The 11,409-nt window shown below is 62.4% G+C and carries 14 protein-coding genes and 2 tRNA genes; 7 read left to right on the top strand and 9 right to left on the bottom strand.

From position 1 onward, the window contains the following. Positions 1-420 carry a holo-ACP synthase gene (locus tag AB0I57_RS18110; RefSeq protein ID WP_358338208.1) on the top strand — a complete coding sequence of 140 codons (420 nt, stop codon included), beginning with the start codon at positions 1-3 and terminating at the stop codon, positions 418-420. A gap of 3 nt (positions 421-423) precedes the next feature. Here the strand turns inward: AB0I57_RS18110 and AB0I57_RS18105 are convergent, their stop codons facing one another. After that, entirely contained in the window at positions 424-1,089 is a 666-nt protein-coding gene (locus AB0I57_RS18105) for a TetR/AcrR family transcriptional regulator (protein WP_358338327.1), read from the bottom strand. Between the two features lie 233 nt (positions 1,090-1,322). On the opposite strand from AB0I57_RS18105, the gene AB0I57_RS18100 reads away from it, so the two are divergent. Genes AB0I57_RS18100 through AB0I57_RS18085 form a run of 4 tightly spaced genes read left to right on the top strand, consistent with a single transcriptional unit; the run spans position 1,323 to position 3,596 of the window. Beyond that, positions 1,323-1,709, top strand: a complete 387-nt coding sequence (locus tag AB0I57_RS18100) for a metalloregulator ArsR/SmtB family transcription factor (protein ID WP_358338206.1) — start codon at positions 1,323-1,325, stop codon at positions 1,707-1,709. Continuing rightward, positions 1,706-2,812 carry an ACR3 family arsenite efflux transporter gene (arsB, locus tag AB0I57_RS18095; protein WP_358338203.1) on the top strand — a complete coding sequence of 369 codons (1,107 nt, stop codon included), beginning with the start codon at positions 1,706-1,708 and terminating at the stop codon, positions 2,810-2,812. Before AB0I57_RS18100 ends, arsB begins: the two co-directional genes overlap by 4 nt. A 56-nt stretch (positions 2,813-2,868) precedes the next feature. Next, on the top strand, positions 2,869-3,288 hold the full coding sequence (locus AB0I57_RS18090; RefSeq protein ID WP_358338200.1) for a low molecular weight phosphatase family protein: 420 nt from the start codon (positions 2,869-2,871) through the stop codon (positions 3,286-3,288). After that, positions 3,285-3,596: a thioredoxin family protein gene (locus tag AB0I57_RS18085; RefSeq protein ID WP_358338197.1), complete on the top strand. Its 312-nt coding sequence runs from the start codon at positions 3,285-3,287 to the stop codon at positions 3,594-3,596. The genes AB0I57_RS18090 and AB0I57_RS18085 overlap by 4 nt, the downstream gene beginning before the upstream one ends. 39 nt (positions 3,597-3,635) lie before the next feature. Here AB0I57_RS18085 and bcp read toward each other — a convergent pair whose 3' ends face one another. After that, on the bottom strand, positions 3,636-4,109 hold the full coding sequence (gene bcp, locus AB0I57_RS18080) for a thioredoxin-dependent thiol peroxidase (RefSeq protein WP_358338194.1): 474 nt from the start codon (positions 4,107-4,109) through the stop codon (positions 3,636-3,638). 159 nt (positions 4,110-4,268) lie between these two features. Between bcp and AB0I57_RS18075 the strand changes: the two genes are divergently transcribed. Continuing rightward, on the top strand, positions 4,269-4,490 hold the full coding sequence (locus tag AB0I57_RS18075; RefSeq protein ID WP_358338191.1) for a DUF3618 domain-containing protein: 222 nt from the start codon (positions 4,269-4,271) through the stop codon (positions 4,488-4,490). 153 nt (positions 4,491-4,643) lie between these two features. Here the strand turns inward: AB0I57_RS18075 and AB0I57_RS18070 are convergent. Beyond that, positions 4,644-4,716: transfer RNA gene (locus AB0I57_RS18070), tRNA-Lys, on the bottom strand. Between the two features lie 287 nt (positions 4,717-5,003). On the opposite strand from AB0I57_RS18070, the gene AB0I57_RS18065 reads away from it, so the two are divergent. Then, positions 5,004-6,233 carry an Ig-like domain-containing protein gene (locus AB0I57_RS18065; protein WP_358338188.1) on the top strand — a complete coding sequence of 410 codons (1,230 nt, stop codon included), beginning with the start codon at positions 5,004-5,006 and terminating at the stop codon, positions 6,231-6,233. Between the two features lie 165 nt (positions 6,234-6,398). Here AB0I57_RS18065 and AB0I57_RS18060 read toward each other — a convergent pair whose 3' ends face one another. The 6 genes from AB0I57_RS18060 to AB0I57_RS18035 all read right to left on the bottom strand — a co-directional run bounded on the left by AB0I57_RS18060 (position 6,399) and on the right by AB0I57_RS18035 (position 11,179). Then, entirely contained in the window at positions 6,399-6,794 is a 396-nt protein-coding gene (locus tag AB0I57_RS18060; protein WP_358338185.1) for a tautomerase family protein, read from the bottom strand. A 166-nt stretch (positions 6,795-6,960) separates the two neighbouring features. Next, a tRNA-His gene (locus tag AB0I57_RS18055) sits at positions 6,961-7,033 on the bottom strand. A gap of 84 nt (positions 7,034-7,117) precedes the next feature. Continuing rightward, positions 7,118-7,717, bottom strand: a complete 600-nt coding sequence (gene orn, locus AB0I57_RS18050) for an oligoribonuclease (RefSeq protein WP_358338183.1) — start codon at positions 7,715-7,717, stop codon at positions 7,118-7,120. Between the two features lie 177 nt (positions 7,718-7,894). Next, a complete protein-coding gene (locus AB0I57_RS18045) occupies positions 7,895-9,130 on the bottom strand; it encodes a sugar ABC transporter permease (RefSeq protein WP_358338180.1) in 1,236 nt (411 codons plus the stop codon). Beyond that, positions 9,127-9,945: an ATP-binding cassette domain-containing protein gene (locus AB0I57_RS18040; RefSeq protein ID WP_358338177.1), complete on the bottom strand. Its 819-nt coding sequence runs from the start codon at positions 9,943-9,945 to the stop codon at positions 9,127-9,129. The genes AB0I57_RS18045 and AB0I57_RS18040 overlap by 4 nt, the downstream gene beginning before the upstream one ends. Before the next feature lie 154 nt (positions 9,946-10,099). Next, on the bottom strand, positions 10,100-11,179 hold the full coding sequence (locus AB0I57_RS18035; protein WP_358338174.1) for a sugar ABC transporter substrate-binding protein: 1,080 nt from the start codon (positions 11,177-11,179) through the stop codon (positions 10,100-10,102). Between the last annotated feature and the right edge of the window lie 230 nt (positions 11,180-11,409).

The following is an 11,409-nucleotide window of genomic DNA, read 5'->3' as shown; positions in this document are numbered from 1 at the left end:
ATGGGAGTTCTGGGGATCGGCTTCGACCTCGTGACGGTGTCGGAGTTCGCCGAGCAGATGGACCGGCCGGGAACGGCCATGCTCGACAACTTCACGCCGGGCGAGCGCCGAGACGCCGCGACCCGGACCTCCGATCCGGCCAGGCATTTCGCCGCCCGGTGGGCCGCGAAGGAGGCAGTGATCAAGGCTTGGTCCACTTCTCTCTTCGCCGGCCCGCCGGTGCTGCCCGAGGCGGTCCATCACATGATCGAGGTGGTGACCGATGCGTGGGGGCGACCTAGCATTCGTCTACTCGGAGACGTCGCCAAGCATCTGTCGGACACGAAAATTCACATATCCCTCACTCATGACGGAGACATGGCCGGTGCGTTCGCCGTGATCGAGTCATGTGACGGCACCGCCGCTACCGAGTCACCGTGACGGCTATGACTTGGGTGCGGACGACCGTGATTCCTTCTCGGCGACCAGCAGGTATGCCCCCATGAGCCGTTTGAGTTCGGCGACGGCGTCCGCATGGCTCTGATTGTCCTGCACTGAGAAATTGAGCATCGAGTACACGACGTGGACCAGGACTTCCGCCATCATTTTGCGCCGCTCGCGCAACGTATGCGGGGTGAGCGGTGCAAGCATCCGGGAGATTTGTTCCGCGAGTGCTTTCTCGTGGAGTGCCCCGGTGGCGCGGGTCGAGGGCGTCGACTGCATCGCCAGCCACACCGCTCGCCTCGACGGGTCTGAGGTCCACAGTCCCGCCAGGTGATCGACGAAGGAATTGAGAAACCTCAGCCAGTCGAGGGACGGGACCTCACCGTTGAACTGTGCGAGCTCGTGCTGGACACCGACGAGGTCCTGCCTGTTCAGTTCGCACACGATCACGTACTTGTTTGCGAAGAACTGATAGAGCGTTCCGATAGGGACATCGGCGCGGGCTGCTACTTCTTCGCAGGTGAACGATTCGAAGCCTACTTCCACCAGCAACTCTCGTGAAGCAGCGAGAAGTGCGTCGAACTTGCGGCGACTACGTTCCTGGATCGGACGCTTGCGAGGCATCAACTCCTGCGGGTCCGACTGCAATTCCAACGCTGGGTCCATGCGGTGTGGCGCGTGATTGCTAGCTGAAGACTCCACAGCCCCAGGCTATCGGTCTTTTCTCGGGATTCCGAAGTTTCCTACCTGCGGCGCGTCTTACTTCAACTCGAGTCGGCGGCGTATCGCGCGATGTGGCGACGAACCTGTAGTCGACCACAGATATCGATCGCTGCGCTTGCGACAGGTCATGGATCACGAGGCTGGCGGGTTGATTAGATATCTGTCAATATTGACGAATGTCGAATCAGGTGTTGCCGGCGACTGGCGCATGTTGTTCGCCCTTGGTGCGAGAACCGTTGACCGAAGACTGGGCTGGTGGGCTGGCCCGGATGTTCAAGGCGCTCGGAGACCCGGTTCGACTCCGGTTGCTGAGTCTGGTTGCCAGCCACCCCGGCGGCGAAGCCTGTGTATGCGACATTTCCGAGTCGTTCGATCTGTCCCAGCCGACGATCTCACACCACTTGAAGGTGCTCCGGGAAGCGGGATTGCTGGACTGTGAGCGACGGGGAACCTGGGTTTACTACTGGGCGAATCCCTCGGCTCTGCAGCAACTGTGCGCCGTATTGCGCGCCGAACCCGGCCCCGCAGTGCAGTCCGAGGCGTGTGCTGAGGGGTCGTCGTGAGCGTGGCCAGCACCGCACGCACTCCCGTTGTAGACAAACTGTCCAACCTCGACCGGTTCCTCCCGGTCTGGATCGGCATCGCCATGGTCGCGGGTCTGTTCCTGGGCCGGACGATCCCGGAACTCGACGACGCACTGAGCGCCATGGAGATCGACGGCATCTCGCTGCCGATCGCTCTCGGCCTGCTGATAATGATGTATCCGGTGCTCGCAAAAGTGCGCTACGACCGCCTCGACACCGTCACCGGCGACCGCAAACTACTCATCGGGTCACTACTGCTGAACTGGGTGTTCGGCCCGGCACTGATGTTCGCTCTGGCTTGGTTGCTGCTGCCGGACCTGCCCGAATACCGCACCGGTCTGATCATCGTCGGCCTCGCCCGGTGCATCGCGATGGTGATCATCTGGAACGACCTCGCGCGCGGCGACCGCGAGGCTGCCGCCGTCCTCGTTGCCCTGAACTCGATCTTCCAGGTGATCATGTTCGCTGTCCTCGGTTGGTTCTACCTGTCGATCCTCCCCGGTTGGCTCGGCCTCCAACAGACCACCATCGACACCTCACCGTGGCAGATCGCGAAGTCGGTGCTCATCTTCCTCGGAATCCCGCTGCTCGCCGGATACCTGACCCGTCGCTACGGTGAAGGGATCAAGGGCAGGACCTGGTACGAGTCGACGTTCATCCCCAGAATCGGCCCGTGGGCGATGTACGGTTTGCTCTTCACGATTGTGGTGCTCTTTGCACTGCAGGGTGATCAGATCTCCTCCCGGCCCCTCGACGTGGTCAGGATCGCGGTCCCACTGCTGGTGTACTTCGCAATCATGTGGTGCGGCGGCTACCTTTTCGGTGCCGTCACACGTCTCGGATACGAGCGAACCACCACTTTGGCGTTCACCGCCGCGGGCAACAACTTCGAATTGGCCATTGCTGTAGCGATCGCCACCTATGGAGCAACGTCAGGGCAGGCATTGGCTGGGGTGGTCGGGCCATTGATCGAGGTCCCCGTCCTGGTGGGACTGGTCTACGTATCCTTGGCACTGCGCAAGCGCTTCGCCCACTCGGCTGAATTCGCGCCCGCATCGGCATCCTTGGTCAAGAAGCCTTGATGCAAAAGCGTTCTGCTCGATGCGGAGCTGCCGATGCCCTGATCGAAAGGATCGTCATGTCCGAGAACCCGAGCGTGTTGTTCGTGTGTGTCAAGAACGGCGGAAAGTCCCAGATGGCGGCCGGGCTGATGCGCAAGGCTGCCGGTGAGGCTGTCGACGTGTACTCCGCCGGTACCAAGCCGGGCACCGCGGTCAATGCGCTGTCGGCCGAGGCGCTGCTCGAGGTGGGCGTCGATATCACCGGCGAGACCCCTACATCGGTCGACCCTCAGATGATCCGCGACGTCGACCTGGTGGTCACGCTCGGTCGCGAGGCGCACGTCGAATCCGTTCCGGGTACTCGGTTCGAGAACTGGGACACGGGCGAACCGTCCGAACGCGGCATCGAGGGCATCGAACGGATGCGCCTGGTCCGGGACGACATCGCAGCCCGTGTCAACGAACTCGCCGTCGAGTTGGGACATCGGAAACCATGACCATGCACGTAGCAGTGGCGTACACGGAGGGTTGTCCGCATCGGGAGATCGCCGAGGTGCGCGTGCGTGAAGCACTGGATCGGCTCGGCCACAGCAACGTCGAAATCAATTTGCTTGCAATCGAATCCGATGAACAAGCGCACCGAATGGGGTTTCGAGGCTCACCCACTGTATTTGTCGACGGGGTTGACCTGTTCGACGACCCGTCCGCGGCCGTGGGCCTTTCGTGCCGGCTGTATCGGACGCCCGAGGGGTTGGCCGGATCGCCGACGGTCGACCACGTGATCGCCGCATTGCAGCAGTCGTAGCCGACGTCGACGAATAGGTCCACGGCGCACCTCGACGATTCAGACCGACAGATCCCGACGCAACTTTGCGACGTGGCCGGTAGCGCGGACGTTGTACTGGGCGACCTCGATCTTTCCCTCTTCGTCGACCACGAATGTAGAGCGGATGACGCCCCTCACGGTCTTGCCGTACATCTTCTTCTCGCCGAACGCGCCCCAGGCCTCTAGCGTTGCCTTCTCGGGATCGGACAGCAGCGGGAACCTCAGCTGCTCGGCGTCGCGGAACTTTGCCAGCTTGGCGGGCTTGTCGGGGGAGATGCCGATCACGTCCAGGCCGGCGCCGCCGAGGGCGGCGAGGTTGTCGCGGAAGTCGCACGCCTGTTTGGTGCAACCCGGAGTGCCGGCGGCAGGGTAGAAGTACACGATTACCTTGCGTCCACGGTAGTCGGCCAGTGATACGTCGTTGCCGTCGGCGTCGGGCAAAGTGAAGGCCGGGGCGGTTTCTCCGGGGCTGAGTCTGCTGTTATCCGTCACGGCAAGTCAGGCTACCGAAGGCGGATGAACGTGAGCCGAGTGCGATTGGGGGAGACGTAGTCGCGCCTTCGTCGTTCTCGTCTACCGTTGACGGAAGTGTGGGACCGTCGCGGTAGCGTCGTTCTCGCTGATCGAACAGTCGAACAAGTTGGAGGATACGTGCCCAGGGACACCGAGAGCATCGAGCGTGAGATAGAGAACGCACGTAATCAGCTCGCGAGCACTCTCGACGAATTGGCGGTCCGCACCAATCCGAAGGTTCTCGTGGAGAACACCAAGCGGACTGTGCTCGCGAAGCTGAATGAGCCGGCAGTCAAATACAGCCTGATTGCCGCCGGCGCGGTCGTGGGACTCCTGGTGCTTCGCAAAGCGTTTCGCTGACGGCGCTCGGACGGCTACTGGGATGTGAAGTTCGCAGCAACTTCACATCCCAGCCGCATCTTCGTTCATCCGCGAAACCGCCGCCTGCACCGAGGTAGGTAGCAAAGAGAAAGACCCCCATTCTTTGCAAAGAAATGGGGGTCTACCTGCAAGTGCGCCCACAGGGACTCGAACCCCGGACCCAGTGATTAAGAGTCACTTGCTCTACCAGCTGAGCTATAGGCGCTCGCTCTTGCGAGACAAAACACTAGCGGTTCGCTTCTCGGGAATGCAAATCGCCAGGTTGCAGGTCCGCTGGACGAGGAATCCTTCTCCTACCGGGAACGACGGCATTGCTGGTCACGATTGATATTCGAACGTTATTGGCTGCTCGAACGGTTGTTGGGAAACCGGCTTCCGGCAGCTGGCATCATAAGAATCCACACGGGCTCGACGTATGGATTCCTGCTGCACAGGCGAAGGACTTGCCGGCGTGAGCGTGAATCCGGAGCAAGGACGTGAACGGGGTGTTCTATGAGTGCTGAGCACAGGCGCAGGCAAGCGGTGGGGTCGGTCTCGAAGACGGCGACAATTGTGGCAGCATCACTCGTATCAGCTCTGTCGATCGCTGGGTGCACCCTCCCCGGTGCCGGCAGTGCCACGTCGGACGGACGGGCGCCGATCAACTCCAACCCGGCGACCGAACTCTTCAAGGCCAAGTTGGCGCTGTCGGCAGAAGACGGTGCCGTGGGAATTTCGCCCGCCGAACCGGTGACCGTCACGGTGGTCGACGGCATCCTGTCGCAGGTCGTCATGATCGACCCAGAGGGCGAGCTCGTGGACGGCGCGATTGCGGCCGATCGATTGTCCTGGGTGAACACGGAGCCGCTGGGCTACGACAGGCAGTACCGGCTGGAAGCGACGGCGCAGGGGCTGGGTGGCGCGACGACCACGACGTCTGTGTTCACCACCAGCGCACCGGGCAATGTCACCAAACCGTACGTGTTGCCGTGGGAGGGCGAAGTCGTCGGCATCGGTCAACCCGTCGCAGTCCAGTTCGACGAGGACATTCCCAACCGTGAGGTCGCAGAAGCTGCAATTACGGTGAAGACGAATCCGCCAGTCGAGGGAGCGTTCTACTGGGTGAACAAGCGTGAGGTGCGCTGGCGTCCAGAGAACTTCTGGGTGCCTGGAACTACTGTGGACGTCACAGTCGCTGCGTTCGGCCAGGATTTCGGTGACGGGCTGTTCGGCCAAGAGGACGGTAGTACTTCGTTCACGATCGGTGACGCCGTAGTCGCCACGGCGGACGACAACACCAAGCAGGTGACTTTCGAGCGCAACGGCGAAGTGATCATGACGATGCCCACGTCGATGGGCAAGGACGCCGCACCAACCGACAACGGCGTCTACATCATCGCAGAGCGCTATTCGCATCTCGTCATGGATTCTTCGACCTACGGTGTGCCGGTCAACTCTGCCGACGGATACAGGACGCCAGTCGATTGGGCGACTCGAATGTCCTACAGTGGCATCTTCTTCCACTCGGCACCGTGGTCGGTCGCGCAGCAGGGCTACACGAACGTGAGCCACGGCTGCCTGAACCTCAGCCCCGCCAACGCCAAGTGGGTATACGACAACACCAAACGTGGTGACATCGTGATCGTCAAGAACACAGTGGGAGGCACGCTGTCGGGTACGGACGGCCTCGGTGACTGGAACGTCCCGTGGGATGTGTGGAAGGCGGGTAACGCCGAAGCGTGAGCAGGGGCGTTACCGTGTCGACTAACTGGCATTGCGGGAAGGTTCGCTGGGCCAGGCGATTGCACCGACTACGTGCGGCCGATGACCCGGTTGCAGTAGTGGCGGGACTTGAACCCCTGCATCGCAAGGGATTTCGACACTCCGGAGGCCGGGAGTGCGCGGTGGCTAGACGTTTACGTTGAAGCCGAGGTTGACATCGCAGGCTGCCTGCCCCCCGCGAATGCCCCAGTTCTCCGTTGGAATCTCGCGGAGAACGACCGTTATGTGGTCGCGGGGAATCCCCAGATCGGATAGTCGGCCGACTACGGCCGCATAGAGTGCGCGCTTGGCATCGGTCGAGCGCCCAGTGAAGCAATCTATCGACACCAGGGTGAAGAACTCTGGCTGTGAGAGTCCTGGTCGATGGCTGAACCGGTGCGGTGCGTACGAGATCAGGCGTACGTCCTTGTCTTCCTCTGGAATCTTGAACGCCTCAACCAACGCCTCGTGGACAGCATCAATGAGCTGCACCTCTTCCGCCTCGGAGTAGTTACGTCGGACCTCGATAAGGGAGCTCGGCATCGGCCAATCATCGCACCGCCGCTCGAGTCGCGCGCAGGTACCTAGGTCCTGATCGGCGCTCATCGCGTCCTCCGCTCGTGCGCTTGCTTGCACGGCCCGTTGCGCGAATCTCGGAAACGACACCGCCCCACCGGCGTTCTCACAGGTGGGGCGGTGTCTCTCTTTGGGTGAGTGACGGGACTCGAACCCGCGACAGCCAGGATCACAACCTGGTGCTCTACCAACTGAACTACACTCACCATGCGCTTCAGGCACCGCCCAGGGCGGTAACTTCAGCGAGGAAGATACTAGCGTGTTCGGTGCCCGAGAAGCCAATCGCTATGTCAGGCGGGTCCGAGTTCCTCGACGATGGTGGCAATGTCGCTGGTAGACGGACCAGGATCGGCAACGAAGGCGGTCTTTCGATAGTACTTCAGTTCGCGGATCGACTCTTGGATATCGGCCAAGGCGCGATGAGCGAGTCCTTTCTCGGGCTGGCCGAAGTAAATCCGCGGATACCAGCGACGGCACAGTTCCTTGATGGAGCTGACGTCGATCATCCGGTAGTGAAGGTGGTTGTCGAGGTCTGGCATGTCACGAGTGATGAACCCTCGGTCCGTCGCGATCGAGTTGCCTGCGAGGGGCGCGGTACCTGCCACCGGTACGTGTTTGCGGATATAGGCGAGCACCTGCTGCTCGGCCTCGGCGAGGGTGACCGTGGACTTCCGAACCTCCTCGGTCAGTCCAGAGTTTTCGTGCATCTTGGCCACCACGTCAGGCATGGCGGCAAGAGCTTCGTCGTCGGCGTGGATGACGATGTCGACACCTTCACCCAGCACATTCAGTTCGCTGTCCGTGACCAGAGCCGCGATCTCGATCAGCTTGTCGGAACCGAGCCGAAGGCCGGTCATTTCACAGTCGATCCACACTAGTTTGTCCTGCACTAGGAACACAGTAGTCACGTCGGTAGCGGAACGAATCTGCGGTAGACAATTTCTCGCGGTATTCGCAATCGGGAGCGAGACTTCTTGGTGGATCGTTCCCGGTGTGGCTGCGAAAAACATTGCCGCACAGCGGTACGTACGTGTACCACTGTGCGGCAATGCCAGTGCGGTGTGAACTCAGAGCCGACCGTGCGCCCTTCGGCGCCCCCTCGTGATTGCGTCGAAGGAGACCGCCGTAACCAAAACGGCGCCGGTAACCATGAACTTTACCGAGGAATCCAGCGCGAGCAGGTCCATTCCGTTTGAGATGGAGCCTATGACCACTGCGCCGAGCAGTGCCGCCCAGACCGTTCCGCGCCCGCCGAACAGGCTGACGCCTCCGATGACCGCGCTCGCGATCGTCAGCAGGAGCAGGTCGCTCGCACCGGAGTTCTGGTTGACGGCCATGAGTCGAGAGGCGAGAAGGATGCCGCCCGCCGCCGCCATGGTGGAGGCAAGCATGAACACCAAGATGCGGACGCGGTTCACCCGGATGCCCGCGCGGAGGGCGGCTTCGGCGTTTCCGCCGACCGCGTACACATGGCGTCCGAAGGCCGACCACCGGAGCAATCCGTGGACCAGGAGTACAAGTCCGATCAGGATCAGCAGTGAAAGGGGCACGCCACGGTCCGAACCCAGCACGGCGGTGCCCGCGACGATGGCGGCCCCGATGGAGCCCACGCGAACCACCAGCATGACAGCGCGCTCGACTTCGAGGTTCTGTGCGCTGCGGCGCCGGCGTTGCAGCAGTTCACCGCCTGCGATGACGGCGATCGACAGCGCGGCCAGGCCCCATCCGACTGCGGGACTCAAGAACGTACCTGCCAGTGCGAGGATGGCGGGATCGGTGATGTTGACGGTTCCGTTGGATCCCAGCACGGCGAGTAGGGCACCCTGCCAGGCGAGTAAGCCGGCGAGGGTGATCACGAACGATGGGATCTGCAGGCGGGTGGCGATCGTGCCCTGTACGAGACCGATCACCGCCCCGGCCGCGAGAGCGGCGAGGATCGCCATCCACGCCGGCCATCCACGCAGCACCGAGGTTGTGGCCATGATGCCGCCGGCGAGGCCACTGACCGCTCCGACGGACAGGTCGATCTCGCCGAGTAGCAGTACGAGAACCACGCCGACTGCGATGGTGCCCATACCGGCGATCTGCAGCGCCAGGTTGCTCAGGTTGACCGGTGACAGGAAGCGGTCGTTGGCGATGGAGAAGACGATCCAGATGAACATCAGCACGAGCAGGACGCGGACGGAGCCGAGTTCTCCTTCGGCGATCTTGCGGGCGGCAGCCCGCAGGTCGAACTTGGCTTTCGGTTGTGGCGCCGGAGTGTCTGGCTCGACCGTGAGTCGTTGGGCGGGAAGGGTGCTCACGAGTGGGACTCCTCGGTTTCTGTGGACGGCCTGTCGGACTGTGCGCCGGTGATGGCGCCGACGACCGTCTCGCGGCTGACCGAGTCGGTGCGGAAGGATCCGGCGTTGCGGCCCAGACGCAGGACAGCGATCCGGTCGGCGACCTGGAAGACGTCGGCGAGGTTGTGAGAGATCAGGACCACACCCAGGCCACGCTCACGCAGTCGCGTGACCAGAGCGAGGACCTGCTCGGTCTGCGCGACGCCGAGTGCGGCGGTGGGTTCGTCCAGCAACACCACCTTCGGGTTGCCGAGCATTGCGCGTGCGATGGCCACGGTTTGGCGTTGGCCGCCTGAGAGACCCCCGACCTCCGAGCGGACCGACCGCAGGGTCCGCACGGCCAGGATGTCGAGCAGCTCCCGGGAGCGACGTTCCATCGTGATCTCATCGAGTGGGAACCCTGCCTTGCCGACTTCCTCGCGGCCGAGGAACAGGTTCGCGACGACATCGAGGTTGTCGCACAGGGCGAGATCCTGGTAGACGACAGCGATGTCGAGTTCAGCCGAGTCGTGTGGGCTGGCGATGCGAACGGGCTTGCCTTCGAAGGAGATCTCCCCGGAGTCGGGCGGGCCGACGCCGGACATCACTTTGATCAAGGTCGACTTGCCCGCTCCGTTGTCGCCCACCAGGGCAACTACTTCGCCGGGGTGGACCTCGAAGTCCACGTTTGTCAGGGCTTGCACCTGGCCGAACGACTTCGAGATTCCCTTCAGCGACAGCAATGGCTGGTTGGTCCGGGTGTAGGCGGCGCTGGGGCCTTCGGTGGTGACAGTCATGATGCAGACCCCTGGTCGGGCGGCATGGCGTGGTGATGCATGTGGTTCGTTCCTCTCTCGGCGCGAACGGGCAGCCGGATCAGGCGGACGCTTGTGACATCTGCGCTGTCCGGCTGCGAGTTCGCGACAACCGGATTGGTTTACCGGTTTTCGATCAGTTGATTCCTGCGGCTTCACACGCCTGGGCGTAGAAGTCGGTGCAGATGTCCGACTCGCTCCACCAGCCGTCGTCGATGATCTCCGTGGCGACGACGTCCTTGGTGATCGCAACCATCGGGGTGTAGGCGGCGGGGATCGATCCCGCACCGTTGTCGATCGAGGCGTTGACGAGCCCGGCCGGCGGCTCCTGGCCCTGTGCCAGCGCGGCGGCGAGTTCGGCGGCGACCTCGGCTTGCGGCGTGATCTTCTTGTAGACGGTCATGAACTGTTCGCCCGCGACGACGCGCTGCACTCCGGACAGCTCTGCGTCCTGACCGGTGACCGGCTTGGTGGCCGGGTCGATGCCGGCCGCCTTCAGAGCGGCGATGGCACCGCCCGCGGTGCCATCGTTGGCGGCGTAGACAGCATCGAAACCGTCCTTGCCTACCTTCGCGATCGCCTGTTCCATTTGCGTCTGGGCCTTGTCCGGGCTCCAGTCCGGGGTGTCGTATTCGGCGACGATCTCGACTCCGCTGGCGTCGAACACGTTGTGCGCGCCGGCCTTGAAGTCTCCGGCGTTCGAGTCCTGGGGCGAGCCGTTGATCATGACGATGCGAGGGTTAGGGATGGAGCTCAACGCGTCGAGCAGCGCCTGTGCCTGCATCTCACCGACCTTCTCGTTTTCGGTGGAGACGAAGTAGTCAACCGGAGCGTCGCTGATCATGCGGTCATACGAGATTACTTTGACGCCAGCCTGATTGGCGCGATTGGCCAACGAGGAAGCTGACTTGCCGTCGACCGGGTCGAGCACGAGAACCGACGCACCCTGGGTGATGGCAGCCTCGACCTGTTGCTGTTGCTTCGACGGGTCCTGGTCGGCGTTGTAGTACAGCAACTCGCAGTCACTGCACAGCTCTTCGAACTTCTCGGTGAATGCCGGACGGTCTTTGCTCTCGTATCGGGCCGTTTTCGTCTCAGGCAGCAGGAGCGCAACCGTTTTCTGGTCGCTGGAAGCTCCGCTCGAACCGCAGGCTGCGAGCAGAGGGATGGTCGCAGCTGCCGCAGCGAGCACCGACAACTTCTTGTGTAGACGCATAATTCGCTCTCCTTCGTGAGGCGCATATGAGCCGGGCGGAGCCCGACCGAGAGAACCAAGCCAGTTGGCTAGCTGTATAGCCGGAAGGAGTGTTGACCGTCACACGTGTTCTTGTCAAGGTATACACATCCTCGCGTAAAGAATCGGAATAGGTCCAGCCCAATGACTTTTCGATAACCGCAGGACACCGGTGGATTCCGACGGCGGTTTCATACCAGGGAATCGGCAGC

The sequence above is a fragment of the Rhodococcus sp. NPDC049939 genome, assembly GCF_040656415.1.
In the GTDB taxonomy this organism is placed as follows: Bacteria; Actinomycetota; Actinomycetes; order Mycobacteriales; family Mycobacteriaceae; genus Rhodococcus_F.
This window is presented reverse-complemented; position numbering and strand designations above follow the sequence as displayed.

Excerpts from the sequence above, each read along its gene's own strand:
- AB0I57_RS18110 (WP_358338208.1), top strand. The coding sequence starts at position 1 with ATGGGAGTTCTGGGGATCGGCTTCGACCTCGTGACGGTGTCGGAGTTC.
- AB0I57_RS18105 (WP_358338327.1), bottom strand. The coding sequence starts at position 1,089 with ATGGACCCAGCGTTGGAATTGCAGTCGGACCCGCAGGAGTTGATGCCT.
- AB0I57_RS18100 (WP_358338206.1), top strand. The coding sequence starts at position 1,323 with ATGTCGAATCAGGTGTTGCCGGCGACTGGCGCATGTTGTTCGCCCTTG.
- AB0I57_RS18090 (WP_358338200.1), top strand. The coding sequence starts at position 2,869 with ATGTCCGAGAACCCGAGCGTGTTGTTCGTGTGTGTCAAGAACGGCGGA.
- AB0I57_RS18085 (WP_358338197.1), top strand. The coding sequence starts at position 3,285 with ATGACCATGCACGTAGCAGTGGCGTACACGGAGGGTTGTCCGCATCGG.
- AB0I57_RS18065 (WP_358338188.1), top strand. The coding sequence starts at position 5,004 with ATGAGTGCTGAGCACAGGCGCAGGCAAGCGGTGGGGTCGGTCTCGAAG.
- AB0I57_RS18060 (WP_358338185.1), bottom strand. The coding sequence starts at position 6,794 with ATGCCGAGCTCCCTTATCGAGGTCCGACGTAACTACTCCGAGGCGGAA.
- AB0I57_RS18040 (WP_358338177.1), bottom strand. The coding sequence starts at position 9,945 with ATGACTGTCACCACCGAAGGCCCCAGCGCCGCCTACACCCGGACCAAC.
- AB0I57_RS18035 (WP_358338174.1), bottom strand. The coding sequence starts at position 11,179 with ATGCGTCTACACAAGAAGTTGTCGGTGCTCGCTGCGGCAGCTGCGACC.